Raw genomic sequence first — 20,664 nt, forward strand, 5'->3', positions numbered from 1 at the left:
CAAGGGAACAGCGGCCTTTGCGCAAACCGAAAAATGTTCTCGATAACATTTCAACCCGATTTGCAAAAAACTCCTCCCAAGAAGACGCGAAGATCCAAAATCGTTAGAATTCCCTATGAAATTCAATGATTTTGGCTGGTTATCGATTTTCCTCTGGTCGACACCATTTCGCGTTCTTGGCAGGATCAATAATGCATGTTATCGGTATCATTGCAAGTCCGATCTACAGAACTGTTGCATCGGGCATTCATTCGGGAGGGAACCATGTATACACGCTCGGCAATTTTTGAAGGCAAGATCCACGCCGGTCGGGAGGAGGAGTTTTTCCGCATTGTCGAGGAAAAGCTTCTGCCGGTCTGGAAACGCATGCCGAACGCGCAGGCCGTGCGCGTCATGCGCACCGAGCGTACGGACCCGGACGCGGCGGCCATCATTATGGTGCAGGAAATCGACTATCCGTCGATTGAGGCTGTGGAAGAAGCGCTGGTTTCGCCTGTTAGACTGGAAGGCCGGGTGCTGACGGACGAGATGATGAGCATGTGCGACGGGCGTTTCTATCACCTCGTCTACCGTCGCATCGCATAAATCCGGTGCACGCCGCACCGATCTGCAATCATGCGGCGTGCTTTCCCTTGATATCTTCGTGTATGTCTTGTCCTGAACCGGTTCTAATTCAGGGAGACATGCTTTGGTGGAGCGCACGCCCTTGGCCGCAGCGTTAGTCACGTCAAAAAAAGCAACCATGAGCGACGTCTCGAAACTCGCGGGCGTCTCCAAGATGACCGTTTCGCGGGTGCTGGCCGATCCGGCGCTGGTGTCTGAGGACACGCGCCAGAAGGTGATGAAGGCCATCGAGAAGCTGGGCTATGTTCCAGATAGAATCGCCGGTTCGCTGTCTTCCCGGCGCACCAATTTCATCACCGCCATCCTGCCGACGCTCACCAACTCCAACTTCGCCGACAGCGCACAGGGGCTCGCCAATGCTCTGCGCGCCGCCGACTACCAACTGCTGATCGGCTATACCATGTACGATCTCCAGGAGGAGGAGCGCGTCATCCGCACCATGATGGAGCGCCGGCCCGACGCCATAGTCGTTGCCGGAACGGTGCATACCAAGATGGCGAGCGAAGTTTTGATGCGCGCCGGCATCCCGATTGTGGAAATCTGGGACGTTCCCGAACATCCCATCGACCATGCGGTAGGCTTTTCCAACTACGAAGTGGGAAGAAACGCCGCCAAATATTTAATATCGCTTGGATTTAAGAGAATTGGCGCACTGGGATCGCGTGCGGATGGCGATGTGAAGGACTGGCGCGGCGAAAGCCGTCTGCTCGGTTTTGGTGCTGCACTTCGCGAAGCCGGCATTGCCGACGACCTCATCATCCGCGAGGGCAGCGCCCCAGTCTCCTACGACCATGGGGCCAAAACGCTCGGCTCGTTGCTGGCGAAGGCGCCGGATGTCGAAGGCATTTTCGCGGTCTCCGATATTTCCGCCGTCGGCGCACTGATGGAGTGTCATCGTCGCGGCATTCATGTGCCCGAACAGATTTCCATCCTCGGCTTCGGCGATTTCGACATCGGCCGGCAATGTTATCCGGCGATTTCAACGATCCGTGTAGACGCCCAGATGATCGGCCGAAAAGCGGGCGAATTGCTGCTTTCCATATTGGAAGCAGAAAAAGGCGCTGCCGTTCCCGAAGGCGCGCGGGTGGATGTCGGGTTCGAGTTGATCGTGCGCGAGACGACGAAGCGGGTGGGCGGGTGAGGCGTTCCCTCCCTCATCCCTGTGCTGGTCACAGGGATGAGGTAAGCACAGTGTATCGTCCTTATCGAGCGCCCCAAGTGTCCGTCAGACGATATCCTTCCGGCCACGGATCGGAAGGATCGAGCATGTGCTGGTGAATGCCGGTGATCCAGCCGCGGCCGGAAATTTCCGGCAGGATGGCCGGGCGGTCGCCCACCGTTGTCGTTCCCAGAATGCGACCGGTAAAGGTGGAGCCGATGAGCGACACGGCCGTCAGCGTTTGGCCTTCTTTCATCTCACCGCGTGCATGCAGCACCGCCATGCGCGCCGAAAGCGCCGTACCGGTCGGTGAGCGATCCACCTTGCCAGGCTGGATGGCGACGGCGGCACCCGCCCGCAGGCCCTCAGCGGTGCGCTCCACCTTGCCCGCAAACAGGCAGAAGGAAAAATGACGCCAATCGGGGTTTTCGGGATGCTCGAAACCCAGAGCCTTGTTGGCGGCATTGGTGATGCGCACGCCGAGACGGGCAATCTCGTGCGCTTCATCCGGCTTCAGGCTGAAGCCCATCGCCTCGGCGTCGACGATGACGAAACTGTCGCCGCCATAGGCCGTATCCACCTTCAATGTACCGAGACCCTCGACCTCAAGCTCTACATCGAGCTTCGCGGCAAAGCTTGGCAGGTTCTGCACGAAAATGCGTTCGGCCTTGCCATTGCGGCATTCGGCACGCACCTTCACAAGCCCGCCCGGCGCTTCAAGCAGCATATGGGTTTCCGGCTCCTGCATTGGCACGATACCGCCATCCAGAAGCACGGTGGAAACGCAGATGGAGTTGGAGCCCGACATGGGTGGCGTATCTTCCGGCTCCATGATGATGAAGGCGGCATCCGCGTCAGGATGTTTTGGCGGCACCAGAAGATTGACGTGGCGGAACACGCCACCGCGCGGCTCGTTGAGCACGAAATTGCGCAGGGTCTCATCGCGGGCGATGAAACGGCTCTGTTCCCAGATCGTCTCGCCCGGCGGCGGCCTGACGCCGCCCACGATCACATCACCCACCTCGCCTTCCGCATGGGCGGAGATGACGTGAACTGTCTTGATACTGCGCATTTAGTGCTCCTCAGGAAAGCCAGGATGGAAGACGGGAAATAGCACGGCCGGTCAGTGCGCTTTCAACACAGTCGGCAAGGCTGCCGAAACGCACCGCGCGACCGCTGAGTCCAGGGCCGTAGTGGGCGTACTTGCCCGAATTGGTCATCAGCGCGCGCGTCCTGGTCGGAAAGACCGGTTCGGAAATCGAGCACCAGCAGAGATCAGGCAGTACCTGGACGCCACTGTCATGCAGGCTTTGCAGGGTGCCGTCCCGTTCTGCTGCGTCGATGACCTGCTGTCCGGCAGTGACGATGACGACAACATTTGCATGACGCCTGCGTCCGTTGAAGGCGGACGCCAGCGCGCGGCATTCCTCCAGCGAGGCATGCGGGCTGCCGATGGCAACCAGTTGCACATCCTCTGGTCCCTCATTCAGAAGCGACCAGCCTGCGGCCATATCAGCAAGCGAAACTGTGACGGTTTCCGCCGTCTCGACCGGCTCCAGTCGCGCTTCCGGGGTGACGCCCTCGATATGCAGCATGGGAGCCGCAGACGTGGTGCCGAAAGCGGCGCAGAGCGCCTTCAGATCATCCCGAGAAGGCTTTGCTGCGCCAAGACCGCGCAGAAGCGGAATGCAATCGGGGGCTGCCTTGCCAGCGAGATAACCGATGAGCGGCCAGAAGGCGTCATTGATATCCTCAGGCAAAGCGACATCGACAATGCGTTGCGGTCGGCGGTTTTCCTCAAGATAGACGCCGGACAATGGCGCCCTGCCCGTCAAGGCAATGCAGAGATCGAGAAAATCCGGATGTTTAGCCGTGCGTGCGCCGAGAACCGTATTTGCGAAAATCACGGCATTCGATTCGGCCCAGGCGATCATGTCGCCGGCCTGCGGCGCGCTGTCGAGCAGATATGGCGAACAGGTGAAGGTGGGGCGACAGCCCATGCGTACATAGGCATCTGCCAGCCTTGCGGCGGGATCGCCGAAATCCTCCGGCACGCCCTGCGCGCGCCAATGCGCCTTGTCCACCGAGATGGCGTTCATGGTCGTCGGCACGCGCACGCTTGCGCCCATCTCCGCCATCTTCTCTGCAAAGGTGAGATTGGCGGGGCTGGCATAAATGCAGCCGTCAATATGACCCTGCGTAACATCAACGAGCGCTGACGCCCCCTGCTGGGCGGCCATGGCGACAATGATGCGCATGGCCTGCTGCACGGCAATGCCGTCGCGGCCCTCGAGCATTGCACTGTCGTCATTCTTGAGATCGAGATGCGTCGTCGCAGGCGGCGCGATCGCGAGGGAAACGCCGTCAGCCTCAATGGTATTTTCATCGATACGCACATGAGAGGCTTGGGAGAGCCGCTCGAAATTCTCCGCGTCCAGGCGCACTACCGGCAAAGGCTTGTCGAACATTTCCGAAGCGATCAGCGCGCCGAGCGTCAGCACGTCTTCGGCCTCGCAGAAGACAAGCGCTGAGGGTGCGCGGCCCGTCAGGATGAGATCGAGCAAAACGCCAGAACCGGTGCAGGAGCCACGGCTTGACGGCATGAACAGCACACCGCCGGTGAGACAGACGCCGTGCAGCGGGTGGTGCACGTCAATCACCTTGCCGGTGGCGGGATCGACACCGCCCCAGAAACTCAGCGCCTCAGTCGTGGAGATCACCACGCCTTCAGCCGCGCCCGGCAGGATGCTGCGCGCCTGAGGAACGGCTGTTGTCGAACCGGAAGAAGACATCGAAAATCTCCCCAAAAACATTTCCAGTAAAAGTGCGTAGCGGTTTTACGTCTGGAAAATGCCTAAAAAAAAAAGAGAATTTTTGCGTTTCCGAGAAAAGCCAAAATTCTCTAGAAACGTTGTGGCGAAAATGCCCTTGTATCGATGGCGGGTTTTTGCCCCGTCAGTAGATCGGCGACGATGCGGGCCGTGCCGGCCGATTGCGTCAGCCCCAGATGGCCGTGGCCGAAGGCATAGACCACCCGCGCCGTGTGGCGCGCCGCACCAATCGCGGGCAGGCTGTCGGGCAGCGAGGGGCGAAAACCCATCCATTGTTTGCCGCCTTCGGTTTTCAGGCCTGGCAGAAAACTTGCCGCCTTGGCGAGAAGCGCCTCGGAGCGGGCGAAATTGGCCGGAAGCTCGAGCCCGCCCAGCTCCACTGCACCGCCGACGCGAATGCCGGTCGAAAGCCGCGTCACGACGAAACCATGACCGCCGAAGGTCACCTGCGTGCGCAGATCGAAGGCGCCTGAAGGCAGGGTGGTATTATACCCCCGTTCCGTTTCCAGCGGAATTTTTTCCCCAAGCGAACGGGCAATGCGATGCGAAAATGCGCCCGCCGCCAGCACCACCTTGCCGGCCTTGCGAGTGCGCCCGTCATGGCTCACCACTTCCACACCGTCTTCCAGCGGCCTGAGCGCTGCGATGTCGAGACGTTCGATACGACCGCCGATGCTGCGGAAATGCTCGGCAAGAGCCAGCGTATAGAGCTTCGGGTCGGCGATGGAATGCCAGCCGGGCGTGAAGGTGCCGCAGGTGAAACGCGGTGCGATGCCGGGCTGTATCTCGGCCATCTGCTCGGCATTGAGGTGCCGGAACTCGATGCCATGACGCTCGCGCGCCTTCCAGCCGGCAAGCGAGCCTTCGAATTCGGCTTCGCTTTCATAGACCTGGAGATTGCCCTCCTTGCGCAGCATGGCAATCGTGTCGGTTCTCCTGAGAAACGGCTCAAGTTCAGATTTCGACAGGTCCATCAGCGCCGTCTGGGCGGCGGTGGAATGTTCAACCTTCGAGGCGGCACAGGCGCGCCAGAACCGGAACATCCATGGTGCAATCTTCAGCGCATAGGCAGGCGGTACGCTGAGCGGCCCGAGCGGGTCGAGAAGCCACTTTGGCGCTTTCCAGAGAATGCCGGGGGATGCGAGCGGCAGGATATCGGTGAAGGCGAAGGCACCGGCGTTACCGGCGGAAGCGCCGGCCGCCGGGCCTTCGCGATCGATAACCGTGACCGAAAGGCCGCGTCCCTGCGCGGCAATAGCTGCCGAGAGGCCGACAACGCCGGCCCCTATGACGATGACATTGTTTGTAGACATTACCGCACGCTCGACAGGAATTTCTGCGTCTCGGGGTGCTGCGGCGCGCCGAAAAGCTGATCCGGCGTGCCGATTTCCGCCATCACGCCCTGATGGAAAAAGGCGACACGGTTCGACACATCGCGGGCGAAGGCCATTTCATGGGTGACGCAGATCATCGTCATGCCCTCGTCGGCCAGCATCTTCAGCGTATCGAGCACTTCGCCCACCAGCATCGGATCGAGCGCTGAGGTGACTTCGTCGAACAGCATATATTCCGGCGACATGGCAAGAGCGCGGGCAATCGCCATACGCTGCTGCTGACCGCCAGACATGCGGTTCGGATAGACCTTCAGCTTTTCGGCAAGACCGACATGGGTCAGTTGCTTGACCGCGATTTCCTCGGCCTGCTCTTTCGAAATGCCAAGCACCTTGCGGGGCGCCAGCATGACGTTTTCGAGCACCGTCAGATGCGGAAAGGCATTCCATTGCTGGAAGACAATGCCGACCTTGCGACGCAGCTTGTTGAGGTCGGTCGATTTGGCATGAACCTCGGTGCCGTCGATGACGATCTTGCCGCTATCGATCGGCTCCAGGCCGTTGATGCAGGTCAGCAGCGTCGACTTGCCGGAGCCGGAACCACCGATGATAGTGACGACCTCGCCGTTGTTGACCGTCAGGTTGATCCCTTTCAGAACCTCCAGCGGGCCGAAGGATTTGCGGACGTTTTCGATCTCAATCATTGGGGGACCACCGTCTTTCGAGATACCCGCCGAAACGGGCGATGGGGAAGCTGATAAGGAAATAGATGGCGCCGCAGATCATGAGAATGGTCAGCGGTTCCTGCAGGCGGGTGACGAGGATCTGCGAGGCACGCAGAAGCTCGATAAGTCCGAGCCACAGCACGAGCGCCGAATCCTTCATGACGCCAAGTGTCAGGCCGATCCAGGCGGGCAACGACACGCGAGTTGCAAGCGGCAGCACGATGTAGCGCATGTCCTGCGACCAGGTCATGCCGAGCGAACGGCAGGCACGGCGCGTGTTCGACGGCACCGCTTCGATGCCGCCACGCACGATCTCGGTGCAGTAGGCCGCCGTATAAAGCGACAGAACCACGCATGAGGTGGTAAATGGCGGCCAGCCGAGCTTGGCGATCGACTGGAAGGCATTGCCAAGCACCAGCTGGATGAGGAGCGGCACGGAGCGGAAAACATCCAGCACGAAGGTCAGCGGCAGCGACCAATAGGCCCCGAGCTGGAAGCGGATGACACCGAAGATGATACCCATGAGGGTGCCAGCCGTCACGGCAACGGCGGTGACGGCAAGCGTCATCCCCGCGCCCTTGGCAAGGAAGGCAAGATCACTCCAGGTGAGAGCGGTTTCAAACATGGCGCACCTCTCTCAGTAACGAAACAGACGAGCGGCCAGCAATCTGGCGGCAAGCGTGACGATCTTGGCGATCACGTAATAGATGACCGCGGCAAGCGCGAAGAATTCGAAGGTGCGGAACGAACGGGCGTTCAAGGCCTGCGTGACACCGGCAAGATCCGTATTCATGCCGACGGTGACACCGAGCGAGGTCATCAGGATTGCCCAGACCATCTGGTTGGTGGCAGGCAGGAAGGCGACGCGCAGCATCTGCGGCATGATGATGAGGCGGAAGGTCTGCATCGACGTCATGCCGAGCGAACGGCCGGAGCGCGTTTGCGTATCCGGTATCGCCTTCAGCGCTCCACGGAAGTTCTCCGCAAGATAGCCCGCATTGTTGAAGGCGATGCCGGCCAGAAGTGCCGTATAGGGGCTGAGATGAATGCCGAAATTGCCAAGGCCGAAATGGGCCATGTAAATCTGGAACAGCGCCGGCGTGTTGCGGGCGATTTCCACCCAGACGGCGGCAATGGCACCCAATATCCGGTTACCGGAAAGCCGGAACAGGGTTAGCACGATGGCGCAGGAAAGACCGATCACCATCGACAGGACCGCGATCTGCAGCGTCACCAGCGCACCGTCCAGCAACTGCGGCAAAGCCTTCAGCGCCTGATTCCAGTGGAATGTATAATTGAACATAACCGTCTCACCTTTTCAGAAACGATCAACGGCGCGATCGATCCGACCGCGCCGTTTGGGAAAAGTTCCGATCAGCGATAGACGCCGTTGACGGTGAGCGAAGGAACTTCGCCGCCAACCCATTTTCCGTAAAGTTCGGCGTAACGGCCGGTGCGAACCTGCTGGTTGATGAACAGGTTCAGGTAATTGATGAAGCCATATTCATCGCGGTTGGTGAAGAGAGCGACATAATCGATGTCATAAGGTGCCTTGCCGACCACCGAGATGCCGGCAAATTTGCCGGTCTTGACGTTGGCCTGTGCAACGGTCGAGGTCGAAACGGTGGCGTCGATCTGGCCCTGGCTGAGCGCGAGGAACACATCGGCCTGCGTCTGGTAAGGACGGAACTCGCCTACGCCCCATTCCTTGACGGTCTTTTCGAGCGCAATGGCTTCAAACGTACCGGCAGTCGCGCCGACGGTCTTGCCCTTCATGTCCTCAAAGGACTTGACGCCGGACTTGTCGTTGGCGGTGACTGCCATCTCGAAGGCGAAGTAAGGCACGGTCATGCCAACCGTCTTGGCGCGCTCAAGCGTATCGGACGTGGAGGCAACGCCAACATCGACGCGGCCGGACATCAGCGCCGGAATACGTTCCGGGAAAGGTGTCTCGACGATTTCAGCCGTGACGCCGAGCGCCTTGGCGAGATCGTTGCAATAATCGACATCGAAGCCGATCGGGTTGTTGGCGTCATCACGCGCGCCCATGGGCGGGAAGTCGAGCACGACCGCACAGCGCAGCGTACCGGACGAAATGATGTCGTCAAGCTTGTCGGCCTTGGCCGGAGTAATAGCGAAAGTGGCGGCCAGCAGGCCGGCGACGATGACCGATTTTTTCATTGTTGATTTGCTCCCAGAATTGCTCTGCCATTGAAGGCGAGGTCACTATTTCCCCATGGAGGCGATAAATCAACATAAAAATACAATGAGTATACAAAAAGAATTTTTGCAGCAGCGAACAGTGCTACGGCAGCGAGCTTGCAATTCGGGACCGGAGAGCACGTGAAAATGACGCCCTGGTTGGGCAGTTCCGCCCTACTCTCATCCCGGCGCTTGTGGCAGGCATGGGCACCGGACGCAGAATGCCGAAAAGACAAGTTGCAATAGAATGACCGTTGTATACTTTATGTATTCAAAATGTGCGAGCCCAATATCGGAGGATTATGATGAGCGACAACACCACATTGACCATCGACGGGCTTTTTCAGCGGGTCGAAGCTATTTTCCGCAAGGCGGGGCTCAATGCCGTGCAGGCGGGAGCGCTTGCGCGGGTTATTGTTGCCGGTGAGCGCGACGCCTGCAAATCGCACGGCATCTACCGCATCGAAGGCGCCCTGCGCACCGTCAAGGCAGGCAAGGTTAAGCCCGATGCGATGCCGGAGGTGGCCGCAGACGACGGCACAGCGATCGTGAAAGTCAGCGCCAATGGCGGTTTTGCCAACCCCGCTTTCGAGCTTGGCCTGCCTGTTCTGGTGGAGCGGGCGAAACGCACCGGCATCGCCGCGCTCGTCATCAATGACTGTACGCATTTCTCGGCGCTCTGGCCGGAAGTCGAGGGGCTGACAGCGAACGGTCTAGCGGGTCTGGTCATGTGCCCGAGCTATTCCACCGTCGCCCCCACTGGCGGAACCAAGCCGCTGCTCGGCACCAACCCCTTCGCCTTCGGTTGGCCCCGTAAGAACACTTCACCCTATGTCTTTGATTTCGCGACATCTGTTGCGGCGCGCGGCGAGATAGAACTGCACCGTCGCGCGGGCAAATCTTTGCCTGAAGGCTGGGCCGTGGATGCCGACGGAAACCCGACGACCGACCCAGAGGCTGCGCTTGCCGGCGCCATGCTTCCGTTCGGCGGCCACAAGGGTTCGGCGATCGGCACCATGATCGAGCTTCTCGCGGGTATCATGATTGGTGACCTGACCAGCCCTGAAGTACTGGAGTATCTCGGAACCACAACGCTTGCGCCGTTCCATGGCGAGCTTATCGTCGCCTTTTCCCCGGAAGCCTTCGCCAAGGGCCGTCCGGGCGATCCTTTCCAGCGGGCGGAAATCCTGTTCGACGCCATTATCGGCCAAGGTGCCCGCCTGCCCTCCGGCCGCCGCTTCACTGCACGCGCCAAATCGGAAAGCGAAGGCATCACCTTGACCGCCGCCGAAATCGCCGGTCTCGACCGGCTGCTGGAACAGGGGATGGACGCCGTCTCCTGACATCAGTCCTTCGTCATGCCGAACCCAATCAGGCATGACGAAGGATATCTATCGAACCTCATAAAACGAAAAAAGGCCCGCAAATGCGGGCCTTTTTCACTGCAGAAAGTAATCAGGCAGCCTTGCAGGCCTGAACCGCACCCGGAAGCTTGCTCCAGTCGGCGTACCAGCTATTGAACAGCTTGAACTGCGCCTCGACATAACCGCGCTGGCTGTCGCTGAGGGCATCGGTCTCGTTGAAGTGCAGCGTATATTCCTTGTCGCCCTTCAGCACCATCATGTGCTTGAAATAGAGAACCAGATCCGGGCCTTCATCGAAGGAGGAGAGGACGGCGAGCGCCTGCTCCAGTTCCAGCGCGCGGGCGCGGGCGTCCGCATCGCCCTTGGCGGCGGCCTGCGACAGCTTGCAGAGATGGATGACTTCCTTCGGCAGGACATTGCCGATGCCCGTGATCGCGCCGGTTGCGCCGCAATTGACGAAGCCGTGGACAACGGCAGTATCGACGCCGATCATCAGGGTGACTTCATCATCGCGGCTGGTGATGTTTTCAGCAGCGTAACGCATATCCGCCGGACCACCGAATTCCTTGAAGCCCACGAGGTTCTTGTGTTCCGCACGCAGCGCGAAGAAGAGATCGGCGCGGGTGGCGAAACCGTAATAGGGGCTGTTGTAGATGACAGCGGGCGTTTCGGGAGCGGCCGCAAGGATGGCCTTGAAATGCGCCTTCTGGGCAGCGATGACCGAGCCGCGCGAAAGAACACGCGGAATGACCATCAGGCCCTTTGCGCCAACCTTCTGGGCATGGGCGGCGTGCGCAACGGCAGATGCCGTGTTGACCGCGCCGGTGCCGACGATGACCGGAATGCCGGCTTTCACCAGACGTTCCACGCCTTCCATGCGCTGCTCATCGGAAAGAAGCGGCCAGTCGCCCATGGAACCGCAATACACGACGGCAGACATGCCATCGGCGATCAGCTCTTTGCCCTTGCGGACAAGCGCGTCGAAATCGGGGGTGCGATCATCTTTGCAGGGGGTCATCAAGGCGGGAATCACGCCGGAAAAAATGCTGGCCGTCATTACTAGCTCCTAAGGGACAGTTTTTCGGGAATGGACGCACCTCCGCGCCACCCTTTCAACAAGGACATTACAATCTTGTATTTTATTTGTCGACAAGAAATCGACAAGCTACAGATTTATTTCCAGCCGCTCATTGCGCACCAGTAGTTTCTGCACCTGCTGCACGATCTGTTCGGCATGCTCGCGGGCCAGTTTCTCGGACAGAACAGTGTCGCGCGCGGCGATCGCCGCTATGATCGCATCGTGATCGTCGACGAAACGTTTCGGCAGGCGATCATCATAGGACTGGTAATACAGCCGCAAGATGCGCCGTCCCTCATCCAGCAGACGCTTGAACAGACTGGTGAAATAGGGGTTGCGCCCGGCTTCGGCGATGGAAAGGTGCAGGGCCGCATTGGTGGAAATCATCGCCAGCGCGTCTTGCTCTTCCACCGCAATGGCAAATTCCGCATTATGGGCGCGGATGCCGGCCAGATCTTCCGGACGGTGATATTGGGCAGCAAGCTGGGTCGTCACCCGGTACATCAGCACCAGCGCATCGAAATAGGTATGCATATTGAGGAAATCGATGTTCGACACCATGGTCGAACGGTTCGGCAGCGTATCGATCAGCCCCTCGCCCGAGAGCCGCACCAGCGCTTCGCGAATGGGCGTGCGCGACATCTTGAACCGCTCGGCAAGCTGCACCTCATCGATTGGACTACCCGGTGGCAGAACCAGATCGAGAATCTCGTCGCGCAGCAGATCGTAGACCATCTTCACGCCGGAGCCACGCTTACGCTCGGCAGAAGCAATTATATCCGTCATAACCAAATCCCTCTTGTCGACATAAAGAGTACTATTATATTTTTTCCATATCAACGCCGCGTTGCAGCACCTGCCCCTCGAATGGCGGAATAATTGTTCAAAAACAACAAAAAGCCGTCACGAAAATTACCCGCGACGGCTTCAATAATTCAATTTGTGACATCGCTGCTTTTGTACAAAGCACCGCTTCGAGGTAGGGACCTCAGTTACGCAGGCCGGTGGCCACGACGGAAATCTTGAAAGCGCCGTCCAGCGTCGGATCGAAGGACGCGCCCATCACCACATCGGTCTCTTCGCTGACTGCCTCGCGCACAAGCGTCATCGCCTCGTCGATCTCGTAAAGCGTCAGGTCGTTACCGCCGGAAATCGACACAAGTGCGCCGCGTGCCTCCTTCAGCGACGGTTCGCCGAGCAGCGGGTTGGCGATGGCGGCTGCTGCCGCTTCCGAAGCGCGTTTTGGACCCTTGGCCTGCGCCGTGCCCATAAGCGCGCGTCCGCCATTCTTCATGACGTAACGCACATCGGCGAAGTCGAGATTGACCAGGCCTTCGCGCAGGATGAGATCGGTAATGCAGCGCACGCCGAGGGACAGGACCTTGTCCGCCGTCTTCAGGGCACTTTCAAAGGTCGTGCCGGCATCCGCAATACGCAGCAGGTTCTGGTTGGGAATGACGATGACGGTATCGGCGGTATTAAGCAGATTGGCGAAACCATATTCGGCAGCACGCATGCGGCGCGCGCCCTCGAAGCTGAACGGCAGGGTGACGACACCGACGGTCAAGATGTTCTTCGCACGGCACGCTTCCGCGATGACGGGCGCAGCACCGGTGCCGGTACCGCCGCCCATACCGGCGGTGATGAAGCACATGTCGTAACCGTTGAGGTGATCCATGATCTCGTCAAGCGAATCGATTGCCGCCTGCCGGCCAACCTCCGGATCAGCCCCGGCACCCAGCCCGCCTGTAAGTTCGGAGCTGAGTTGCACGAGCCTTGGCGCGTTGGTTTTCTTCAGCGCCTGCGCATCCGTGTTGGCGGCGATGAAATCAACGCCGCCGATGCCCTCGTCGATCATGTTGTTGATCGCGTTTCCGCCGCCGCCACCGACGCCGATAACAGCGATATTGGGCGTATTGCGGGCGATTGGAGCGCGCGGAGACTGGGTCATCGTCTTATTCTCTTTCTAAACTCATAGGGTCTCGCGCCGTTTTTTAACCGCGGCACGCGAATGATCGGCAACGTTCCTGCATGTCCTTCCTGGCGCGTGAAGGACGCTGTAACGCTTTGAATTTGCATGCAAGCCTTTGCCCCGCTTGCGGCTAAAGGCTTGTGCTCCAGGGGCGAAAGATGCGCTACGGCGACTGTCTCCGACCCCTTCCCCGGATGAAAACCAAACCGAATCAACTGCTTCGCTATCTAGAGGTGATAGCCGAAAAGCCGGTCCGTTTACACTGTATTCACCATGTTTATCTCACTTTGGAACGAGTTGCTTCGGCAGGTGTTTGCCTTCCGACCGCGCTAAAGCGCATGGAATGGAGGCAGTCATATGTCCGCATACATCCTGCAAAACGAACCGGGTTTCCGCACGGAACAACCGCGTGTGCTGATCGTGGAGGACGAATTTCTCATCGCGATGGATATCGAAGATTCCATTATGCAGGCGGAAGAGGAAGCTGACGTCATCGGCATCGCCAACCGGCTGGATCAGGCCGTGGCACTCGGCAGCCGCGCAGATATTGCCTTTGTCGACGTCAATCTCGCCGACGGCCAGACCGGCCCGGAGATCGGGAGGCGGCTTTCGCAGGATCACGGCGTCGTGGTGATCTTCATGACGGCAAATCCGGAAGTGGTGGTCAATCTCGGTATCGGCGCAGGCGTTATCGTAAAACCTGTGCCGCAGGACGCCGTGGAACAGTGCCTTTCCTACGCACTTGCCAAGCGCGCGGGCACCCGTGCCGTTACGCCCATCGGCATGATGGCTTTCGACTGAACCATTCTCGTGGAGATAAAAAGCGGGTTGCCTGAAAACGGCGCCCGGCGCTGAAAACAAAAAAGCCTGCCGCGGGAGGAGGTGCGGCAGGCTTCTTGAAAGATTGAACAGCGATATGGGAGGAGGAAACCGCTGTCCCCGGGGCAATCCTTGGGAGGAGGAGTAGGATCACCCGCATTACCGAAAGAATGTGGGAGGAGGTACATCCGTTTCGATGATTTGAAGATATCATTTTTTTCTGCATTTCACAGACACAAGCTTGCACCTCAGACATGCATCAAACGCATGGCGATTTTTCCGACCCGAAACATCAATGCAACAGGCTGATTTTCGCCTTTGCACGGCATGCCCCGTGGGAGACACAAGCGTCGACGGTTCGCCAAAAACAAAAACGCCCGCGAAGCGGGCGTTTAGTCATTCAAAAGCGGCAATAGCTGCCTGATTACTTGCCGACGGCGGCGCGGGCGACGCTGTTGATCTGGCTACGGTCGATACCGAGATCGTGCAGTTCGCGGCTGCTCATGCGGCCCAGTTCGTTGACGGTCTGACGATACTTGCGCCAGTTATTAAAGCTGCGTGCTACGTTCATGACATTACCCTTTCAAGGTGTTGGCGACGTCAGTAACGTTTCGTTCCGGCGTCCTTTGATGTCCCTTATATGCGCCTTGTCGGGACCAAAGAACAGACAGAATAAGGCAGGCCACCCATGCGCTGAGTTCAAGGGTCATCCTCCGAGGGGCGCGGAAAAACAGAAGTATGGCGTAAATTCAGTCATATCGGGGGCCACTACCGACACCCCGTCGTCAGAACTTGTAGCGAACGCCAAACACATTGGCATTCGTCGCGCCCTTCATATTGCCCAGCGTCTTGCCGCCGCCGGAACGGTGGTGAAGCCGCCAGAAGAACTCCGTCGAGGTTTCTTCGCTGAAGGAAACGTTGATTTCCGGGCCGAGGTAAAACAGGACATTGGCGTTGCCGTTGTCCTTGATTTCTTCTTGCCTCTCCCGCCCCGGCTGCGCATCCGAGACGAGGCTCAGACCCGCCGTGAAACTCGGCGAAACGAACAACCGTTCCCCGAGCCTGATCTTGTCATAACGCGCGACAGGCCCTGCCCAGACTTCACCGGTGAACCCCTTGCCAAACCTGACGGCAACGCCGATTTCACCGCCCAGCTTCACATTGCCGATGCGATAGGGATAGAACTGATAACCGCCACCCAGAATGGCATTCTTTTCGTATTCCACGGGAACGAGGGCAGCGCTTTTCAACATGTCTTCTTTCGTTAAAACACCACCGAAACCAAATATCGCTTCACTCGTCTGCGAAGCCATATCCTCCGATGCGAGGGATGGTGTCGTGGCCAGTGCGATCATGGCCGTGAGTGACAGACGTCCTGCGATATTCATTTGCTACTCCTCAACAAAGCCCTCTTTTACCCAACCGTCCTCATAGGCATATTCCCGGAGGGCGAACATACCGTTACCGAACACAATTAATTCAACTCGTTCGCAAATGCTGGAAAACGGGCTAATGTCCGCCGGTCAGCGCAGGAACCGCCGGAAGCGGCGAAGCGCAAAAATGAAGAGTGCAGAGCCTATCGCAAGCAGCGCCAGCAATTGCGGCCAGACCACATCCAGCCCCGCCCCCCTGAAAAGCACCGATTGCGCCAGAATTACGAAATGAGTGTTGGGTGCGAGCAGCATGAGGTACTGGATGATATCCGGCATGCTTTCGCGCGGCGTCATGGCGCCGGACAGCACCTGCAGCGGCAGCAGGAACAAGATCAGCAACATGCCGAATTGCGGCATGGAACCCGCCACTGTTGCCAGGAATATACCCATCGAGGTCATCGCAAAGAGCTGCAACGCCGTTCCAAGTAGGAAAAGGGAGAGCGAGCCTTCGATGGGAATAGCGAGCAGCCCCTTGACGACAACGAAAAGGGAAAATGCCGAGGCCACCAACACGACAAGGCCCATGGACCAGACCTTGCTGAGCATGATTTCCAGCGGCGTGACCGGCATGACGAGCAGATGCTCGACCGTTCCATGTTCACGCTCGCGAATGAGCGCCGCGCCCGTCAGCACGATCGACAGCATGGTGATGGCGGTGATGATATTGTTGATCGAGCCGAACCAGGATTTGTCCAGTTCAGGGTTGAAACGAGAACGCAGCGTCAGATCGACTGGCACCGTCGTCGCGCCGCGATAGCGGTTGACATATTCCTCAACTTCGCTCGTCACGATGTTCTGCACGTAACCGCCGCCGCTGAAGGCCTGGCTCATGCGAGTGGCATCGATATTGAGCTGGATGGCAGGGTACTGCCCGGCCATTAGCTGACGCTGGAAATCCGGCGGAATGTTGAGCGCAAAGGTGTCGAGCCCTGCATCCATGCGCTTGTCCATTTCAGCAATGGAAATCTGCTTCGGCGGCGCGAAATAGGGCGGATAAAACGCCGTGCTGATGCGACCGGAAAGCGGCGACTGATCCTCATCAACAATGGCGATGGCGGCGTTGTTTAGGGTTTCGGGCAACGCGCTGGAACCGGTGTAGATTTGCAGCGTGAAAGCGTAAACGATCAGCAGCAACAACATGCCATCACGCGCAAGCCCGCGCAGTTCCTTGATGCCGAGCTGGAAGATGTTGGATGAAAACAAACTCATGACGCCTGTTTCCTCAAAAGAGTAGCACCAGCGATGAGCAGCAGCGGAATGGCGATGAGAAGCGGCAGAAAGGAACCCGAAAGACCGTCGAAATCCAGCCCCTTGGAGAAGGTGCCGCGTGAGATCGTCATGAAATAGGTGGCGGGATAGATATTGCCGATAAAGGCCCCCGCCCCCTGCAGCGACGAAACGGGATCGATCATGCCCGAGTATTGTGTGGCCGGAATGAGCGTCAACAGGGCCGTGCCGAAGATCGCCGCGATCTGGCTCTTCATGAAGGAAGACATGACGAGCCCGATGGATGTGGCGATGATGACGAAGAGTAAAGCGCCCGTCGCGTAAGCGAGATAACTCCCGGTAAACGGCACCCGGAAGATGAAGATCGCAAATGCCGTCAAGAGCAGGAAATTGAGCATGCCGAGCGCCACATAAGGAAGCTGTTTGCCGATCAGGAATTCCAGCCGCGTGGTCGGCGTCACGTAAAGATTGACGATCGAGCCAAGTTCTTTTTCCCGAACGACGCTGAGCGCCGCCAGCATAGCGGGAATGAGCATCAGCAGCAGCGGAATGACCGCCGGCACCATGGCGACGAGGCTCTTGACATCGGGGTTGTAACGATAGCGCGTTTCGATGCTGAAGCTGCTTTGCGTCGCTGCATTGCCATAGATTTCGCTCGCCTTGCGCGCCAACCATGTCTGGTGCATGCCCTGCACGTAACCGCGCACGGTTTCTGCCCGTTGCGGCATGGCGCCATCGATCCAAGCGCCGACCTCCACCGTCTTGCCGCGCAGCACATCGCGGCCGAAACCGGGTGGAATTTCAATGGAAAGGCTGAGTTCCCCGTCACGCATGCGCCGGTCCATATCCGCATAGTCGCGGATCGGCATTTTCTCGATGAAGTAACGGGAACCGGCTATATCGAGCACATAATCGCGGCTGATGGTGGAATCGTCGCGGTCCAGTACCGCGAAGGTCAGGTCCTCAACATCGAGATTGATGCCGTATCCGATCACGAACATCAGGATGACGCTGCCAAGAACCGCTAAAGTGCCGCGAATGGGATCGCGTTGCAGTTCCAGCGCCTCGCGGCGCGTATAGCTGAACATGCGCCTGACATCGAAAAACCGTTTGCGGGCTGGTGCAACATGCTGCGTCGGGACCACCTCCGTTGCCGGAGCGGGCGCTATTGAAGGTTCCGCCTTTTTGACACCCGAGGCATCCTCGAGATAGGCGACGAAAGCCTCTTCCAGCGTTGCGGCATTACGGCTTTTGGTGATCGCGTCAGGCGTATCGCTTATCAACACCTTGCCGGCATGCATCAGCGAAATCCGATCGCAACGCTCCGCCTCATTCATGAAATGGGTGGAGATGAAGATGGTGACATTATCGTTGCGGGAGAGATCGGCTAGGATTTGCCAGAACCCGTCCCGCGCCACGGGATCGACGCCTGAGGTCGGCTCATCGAGGATGAGAATGTCAGGAGAATGGATCATCGCCACCGCAAGCGACAGTCTTTGCCGGATGCCGAGCGGTAGGTCGTCCGGCAGCGTGTCCATGACCGTGCCGAGATCAAAGCGCTCTGCCATCTCGGCGATGCGCGGCTGAATGGTCGCTTCCGGCAGCTTGAACAGCCGCGCGTGAAGATCGAGGTTCTGTCGCACCGTGAGTTCGGAATAGAGCGAAAAGGCCTGGCTCATGTAGCCGACGCGGTGGCGGATCGCCATGTCGCTGGCATCCACCTCGTGGCCGAATAGCTTCGCCTCGCCTTCACTGGCGGCCAGAAGACCGGTCAGCATCTTCATGGTGGTGGATTTCCCGCAGCCGTTCGAGCCGAGAAAACCGAAAATCTCGCCACACGGAATTTTGAAGCTGACATTGTCGACGGCGGTAAAATCACCGAAACGCATGCTCAGATGCGAGGCCTCAATGGCATAATCGCCCTCGCCGGTCACCGTGCGCGGCGCGATATTCACCTCGTGGTAACCCTTACGCTTTTCTTCCGGAAGAAGCGCGATGAAGGCTGCATCGAGATTGGCGGCGGAGGTGCGGTAGAGCAACTCGGTGGGCGAGCCGGTGGCAAGAATTTTGCCGCCATCCATGGCGACCAGCCAGTCGAAACCGGCGGCCTCTTCCATATAGGCCGTAGCGACAATCACGCTCATACCCGGACGACCGGCGCGGATGGAATCGATCAGCTCCCAGAATTGCCGGCGCGACAGCGGATCGACACCCGTCGTCGGCTCATCGAGAATGAGCAGGTCAGGATCGTGGATCAGCGCACAGCAGAGCCCGAGCTTCTGCTTCATGCCGCCGGAAAGCTTCATTGCCGGCCGGTCGGCAAAAGGTTCAAGGCCGGTGCTCTTCAGCAACTCGGCAATGCGTGCCTTTCTCTCCCTGCCGTCCTGCCCGAACAGCCTGCCAAAAAAGTCGATATTTTCGAAGACCGAGAGGGTTGGATAGAGGTTCTTGCCGAGGCCCTGCGGCATATAGGCGATGCGCGGGCAAGTATCCTCGCGGTGGCGCGGATCGGACATATCGCCGCCGAGGACCTCCACCTTGCCTTTCTGTATGGCCCGGGCGCCGGAAACCAGAGAGAGGAGGCTGGACTTGCCGACACCGTCAGGCCCGATAAGGCCGATCATCCGTCCGGCGGGAATTTCGACCGATATATCGGCAAGCGCAACCGTGCTGCCAAACGCCAGCCGTACATCCGTCAACCGCGCGACTGGCGCGCCGGGATTTTTAGTATTCGTCGCGGAGGGTGTGACCATCGCGGCCACTCTCACTTCACAAGATTGCGTTCGAGATTCTCCGGCCAGACGGCCTGCGGATCAAGCCGGACATAGGCCATGCCGGGAAGACCGGTTTTGACATACTGAATATATTTCTGCAGCAGCTCCTGCGGAATTTGCGCCCGCACCCGGAAGGTAAGCTTCTGGCGCTCCTCCTCGGTTTCCACCGTCTTTGGCGTGAATTGCGCCACATCGGCGACGAAGGAAACCTTGGCGGGAATGGTATATTGCGGCGCTGCGTCCAGTATCAGGCGCACATCCGAGCCCATGGATGTACGGCCAGCCTCAGCCGTGGGCAGGAAGAACGTCATGTAGACGTCACCGAGATCGACGAGGTTGAGAACCCGCCCGCCGGCGGAAAGCACCTCGCCGGGCTGGGCGATGCGATATTGCACACGGCCGTCGCGGGGTGATTTCAGCGTCGCATCGGCTATGTCTGTCTCGATGCTCTCAATATCGGCCTGCGCGGCATCGACAGCCGCTTCCGCATCGACGATCTGTGCCTTGGCGGCGTTGATTGCCGCATCAGAGGCGGCAAGCGAGGCCTGCGCCGAGGCAAGAGTGGCGCGGGCGGACTGTTCTGCCGCCTCACTGTCATCGACGATCTGCTGCGACACGGCATTGCCGGTCAACAGCTGTCTTGAGCGCGCATAGGTCTTGGACGCCGAATCAAGTTGGGCCTTGCGCTGTTCCACCACCGCAAGCGCCGAGGTCTTTTCCGCCTCCCGCTGGGCAACGAGGCTATGGGCGGTATCGATTGCGATCTTTGCGCGACGAAGCTGCGCTTCCGCCTGACGCTTTTTGGCCTCCAGCTGGGCAGTATCCATCTGGGCAAGCACCTGCCCTGCCTTCACGAAATCGCCTTCGCGCGCCATGATGTCCTGAAGACGGCCGGCGGTTTTGGTGGAAATATCGATCTCGACCGCCTCGATCCGGCCGTTACTGGAAACGAAACCGGAGGGCAGACCCTCTGCCGTCAACTTCGACCAGGCGAAATAGGCAGCAACGGCAATAACCCCAACCGCCAGACCAATGAGCAAGCCTTTTTTAGACATCCGTCTTCCCCATGAACCCTTCGAGTTTCAACCGTAATACGATAAAACCGAAGAAGCCAGCCACCTTTAC

19 protein-coding genes are annotated in these 20,664 nt (G+C 58.9%); 4 read left to right on the plus strand and 15 right to left on the minus strand.

Annotated features, from left to right (window positions below; all coding sequences use genetic code 11):
- Positions 1-264 precede the first annotated feature (264 nt).
- Together ACQZ63_RS12050 and ACQZ63_RS12055 are read left to right on the plus strand one after the other, a co-directional pair.
- Positions 265-585, plus strand: coding sequence for a hypothetical protein (locus ACQZ63_RS12050; protein WP_004431319.1), 321 nt, complete (start codon positions 265-267; stop codon positions 583-585).
- A gap of 157 nt (positions 586-742) precedes the next feature.
- Positions 743-1,765 carry a LacI family DNA-binding transcriptional regulator gene (locus ACQZ63_RS12055; protein ID WP_025594918.1) on the plus strand — a complete coding sequence of 341 codons (1,023 nt, stop codon included), beginning with the start codon at positions 743-745 and terminating at the stop codon, positions 1,763-1,765.
- A gap of 61 nt (positions 1,766-1,826) precedes the next feature.
- Here ACQZ63_RS12055 and ACQZ63_RS12060 read toward each other — a convergent pair whose 3' ends face one another.
- From ACQZ63_RS12060 to ACQZ63_RS12090, 7 genes are all read right to left on the minus strand, one after another.
- Positions 1,827-2,855, minus strand: a complete 1,029-nt coding sequence (locus ACQZ63_RS12060; protein WP_025594919.1) for a trans-3-hydroxy-L-proline dehydratase — start codon at positions 2,853-2,855, stop codon at positions 1,827-1,829.
- 10 nt (positions 2,856-2,865) lie between these two features.
- The gene (gene lhpI / locus ACQZ63_RS12065) at positions 2,866-4,575 is read right to left on the minus strand and encodes a cis-3-hydroxy-L-proline dehydratase (protein WP_448799193.1); all 1,710 of its coding nucleotides are present in this window, start codon (positions 4,573-4,575) and stop codon (positions 2,866-2,868) included.
- A gap of 110 nt (positions 4,576-4,685) precedes the next feature.
- Complete coding sequence (locus ACQZ63_RS12070) at positions 4,686-5,927, minus strand: NAD(P)/FAD-dependent oxidoreductase (protein ID WP_448799194.1); 1,242 nt, start codon at positions 5,925-5,927, stop codon at positions 4,686-4,688.
- Complete coding sequence (locus ACQZ63_RS12075; RefSeq protein ID WP_004431309.1) at positions 5,927-6,649, minus strand: amino acid ABC transporter ATP-binding protein; 723 nt, start codon at positions 6,647-6,649, stop codon at positions 5,927-5,929. The genes ACQZ63_RS12070 and ACQZ63_RS12075 overlap by 1 nt, the downstream gene beginning before the upstream one ends.
- On the minus strand, positions 6,642-7,295 hold the full coding sequence (locus ACQZ63_RS12080) for an amino acid ABC transporter permease (RefSeq protein WP_004431304.1): 654 nt from the start codon (positions 7,293-7,295) through the stop codon (positions 6,642-6,644). The genes ACQZ63_RS12075 and ACQZ63_RS12080 overlap by 8 nt, the downstream gene beginning before the upstream one ends.
- A 12-nt stretch (positions 7,296-7,307) precedes the next feature.
- Positions 7,308-7,973 carry an amino acid ABC transporter permease gene (locus ACQZ63_RS12085; RefSeq protein ID WP_111809841.1) on the minus strand — a complete coding sequence of 222 codons (666 nt, stop codon included), beginning with the start codon at positions 7,971-7,973 and terminating at the stop codon, positions 7,308-7,310.
- A 71-nt stretch (positions 7,974-8,044) separates the two neighbouring features.
- Complete coding sequence (locus ACQZ63_RS12090; protein ID WP_013761084.1) at positions 8,045-8,851, minus strand: ABC transporter substrate-binding protein; 807 nt, start codon at positions 8,849-8,851, stop codon at positions 8,045-8,047.
- A 326-nt stretch (positions 8,852-9,177) separates the two neighbouring features.
- Here ACQZ63_RS12090 and ACQZ63_RS12095 point away from each other — a divergent pair, with 326 nt between their 5' ends.
- On the plus strand, positions 9,178-10,215 hold the full coding sequence (locus ACQZ63_RS12095) for an Ldh family oxidoreductase (protein WP_019566703.1): 1,038 nt from the start codon (positions 9,178-9,180) through the stop codon (positions 10,213-10,215).
- A gap of 112 nt (positions 10,216-10,327) precedes the next feature.
- On the opposite strand, the gene ACQZ63_RS12100 is transcribed toward ACQZ63_RS12095, so the two are convergent.
- The 3 genes from ACQZ63_RS12100 to ftsZ all read right to left on the minus strand — a co-directional run bounded on the left by ACQZ63_RS12100 (position 10,328) and on the right by ftsZ (position 13,265).
- Complete coding sequence (locus ACQZ63_RS12100) at positions 10,328-11,293, minus strand: dihydrodipicolinate synthase family protein (protein ID WP_013761087.1); 966 nt, start codon at positions 11,291-11,293, stop codon at positions 10,328-10,330.
- 108 nt (positions 11,294-11,401) lie between these two features.
- Positions 11,402-12,100 carry a GntR family transcriptional regulator gene (locus ACQZ63_RS12105; RefSeq protein ID WP_004431295.1) on the minus strand — a complete coding sequence of 233 codons (699 nt, stop codon included), beginning with the start codon at positions 12,098-12,100 and terminating at the stop codon, positions 11,402-11,404.
- Between the two features lie 202 nt (positions 12,101-12,302).
- Positions 12,303-13,265, minus strand: a complete 963-nt coding sequence (ftsZ, locus tag ACQZ63_RS12110; RefSeq protein WP_019566702.1) for a cell division protein FtsZ — start codon at positions 13,263-13,265, stop codon at positions 12,303-12,305.
- A gap of 378 nt (positions 13,266-13,643) precedes the next feature.
- Here ftsZ and ACQZ63_RS12115 point away from each other — a divergent pair, with 378 nt between their 5' ends.
- The gene (locus tag ACQZ63_RS12115) at positions 13,644-14,087 is read left to right on the plus strand and encodes a response regulator (RefSeq protein WP_004431292.1); all 444 of its coding nucleotides are present in this window, start codon (positions 13,644-13,646) and stop codon (positions 14,085-14,087) included.
- 442 nt (positions 14,088-14,529) lie between these two features.
- Here the strand turns inward: ACQZ63_RS12115 and ACQZ63_RS12120 are convergent, their stop codons facing one another.
- The 5 genes from ACQZ63_RS12120 to ACQZ63_RS12140 form a co-directional block, all read right to left on the minus strand.
- The gene (locus ACQZ63_RS12120) at positions 14,530-14,676 is read right to left on the minus strand and encodes a DUF1127 domain-containing protein (RefSeq protein WP_004431290.1); all 147 of its coding nucleotides are present in this window, start codon (positions 14,674-14,676) and stop codon (positions 14,530-14,532) included.
- A gap of 214 nt (positions 14,677-14,890) precedes the next feature.
- Complete coding sequence (locus ACQZ63_RS12125) at positions 14,891-15,493, minus strand: hypothetical protein (protein WP_448799195.1); 603 nt, start codon at positions 15,491-15,493, stop codon at positions 14,891-14,893.
- Positions 15,494-15,628: 135 nt separating this feature from the next.
- Positions 15,629-16,747, minus strand: coding sequence for an ABC transporter permease (locus ACQZ63_RS12130; protein WP_065705613.1), 1,119 nt, complete (start codon positions 16,745-16,747; stop codon positions 15,629-15,631).
- Positions 16,744-19,518, minus strand: coding sequence for a ribosome-associated ATPase/putative transporter RbbA (gene rbbA / locus ACQZ63_RS12135; protein WP_076845614.1), 2,775 nt, complete (start codon positions 19,516-19,518; stop codon positions 16,744-16,746). The genes ACQZ63_RS12130 and rbbA overlap by 4 nt, the downstream gene beginning before the upstream one ends.
- An 11-nt stretch (positions 19,519-19,529) precedes the next feature.
- Positions 19,530-20,594, minus strand: a complete 1,065-nt coding sequence (locus ACQZ63_RS12140; protein WP_004431283.1) for an HlyD family secretion protein — start codon at positions 20,592-20,594, stop codon at positions 19,530-19,532.
- Between the last annotated feature and the right edge of the window lie 70 nt (positions 20,595-20,664).

The organism is Agrobacterium sp. CG160-95 (assembly GCF_053521725.1).

Excerpts from the sequence above, each read along its gene's own strand:
- ACQZ63_RS12055 (WP_025594918.1), top strand. The coding sequence starts at position 743 with ATGAGCGACGTCTCGAAACTCGCGGGCGTCTCCAAGATGACCGTTTCG.
- ACQZ63_RS12050 (WP_004431319.1), top strand. The coding sequence starts at position 265 with ATGTATACACGCTCGGCAATTTTTGAAGGCAAGATCCACGCCGGTCGG.
- ACQZ63_RS12090 (WP_013761084.1), bottom strand. The coding sequence starts at position 8,851 with ATGAAAAAATCGGTCATCGTCGCCGGCCTGCTGGCCGCCACTTTCGCT.
- ACQZ63_RS12070 (WP_448799194.1), bottom strand. The coding sequence starts at position 5,927 with ATGTCTACAAACAATGTCATCGTCATAGGGGCCGGCGTTGTCGGCCTC.
- lhpI (WP_448799193.1), bottom strand. The coding sequence starts at position 4,575 with ATGTCTTCTTCCGGTTCGACAACAGCCGTTCCTCAGGCGCGCAGCATC.
- ACQZ63_RS12075 (WP_004431309.1), bottom strand. The coding sequence starts at position 6,649 with ATGATTGAGATCGAAAACGTCCGCAAATCCTTCGGCCCGCTGGAGGTT.
- ACQZ63_RS12140 (WP_004431283.1), bottom strand. The coding sequence starts at position 20,594 with ATGTCTAAAAAAGGCTTGCTCATTGGTCTGGCGGTTGGGGTTATTGCC.
- ACQZ63_RS12105 (WP_004431295.1), bottom strand. The coding sequence starts at position 12,100 with ATGACGGATATAATTGCTTCTGCCGAGCGTAAGCGTGGCTCCGGCGTG.
- ftsZ (WP_019566702.1), bottom strand. The coding sequence starts at position 13,265 with ATGACCCAGTCTCCGCGCGCTCCAATCGCCCGCAATACGCCCAATATC.
- ACQZ63_RS12085 (WP_111809841.1), bottom strand. The coding sequence starts at position 7,973 with ATGTTCAATTATACATTCCACTGGAATCAGGCGCTGAAGGCTTTGCCG.
- ACQZ63_RS12095 (WP_019566703.1), top strand. The coding sequence starts at position 9,178 with ATGAGCGACAACACCACATTGACCATCGACGGGCTTTTTCAGCGGGTC.
- ACQZ63_RS12120 (WP_004431290.1), bottom strand. The coding sequence starts at position 14,676 with ATGAACGTAGCACGCAGCTTTAATAACTGGCGCAAGTATCGTCAGACC.
- ACQZ63_RS12125 (WP_448799195.1), bottom strand. The coding sequence starts at position 15,493 with ATGAATATCGCAGGACGTCTGTCACTCACGGCCATGATCGCACTGGCC.
- ACQZ63_RS12100 (WP_013761087.1), bottom strand. The coding sequence starts at position 11,293 with ATGACGGCCAGCATTTTTTCCGGCGTGATTCCCGCCTTGATGACCCCC.
- ACQZ63_RS12060 (WP_025594919.1), bottom strand. The coding sequence starts at position 2,855 with ATGCGCAGTATCAAGACAGTTCACGTCATCTCCGCCCATGCGGAAGGC.
- rbbA (WP_076845614.1), bottom strand. The coding sequence starts at position 19,518 with ATGGTCACACCCTCCGCGACGAATACTAAAAATCCCGGCGCGCCAGTC.
- ACQZ63_RS12130 (WP_065705613.1), bottom strand. The coding sequence starts at position 16,747 with ATGAGTTTGTTTTCATCCAACATCTTCCAGCTCGGCATCAAGGAACTG.
- ACQZ63_RS12115 (WP_004431292.1), top strand. The coding sequence starts at position 13,644 with ATGTCCGCATACATCCTGCAAAACGAACCGGGTTTCCGCACGGAACAA.
- ACQZ63_RS12080 (WP_004431304.1), bottom strand. The coding sequence starts at position 7,295 with ATGTTTGAAACCGCTCTCACCTGGAGTGATCTTGCCTTCCTTGCCAAG.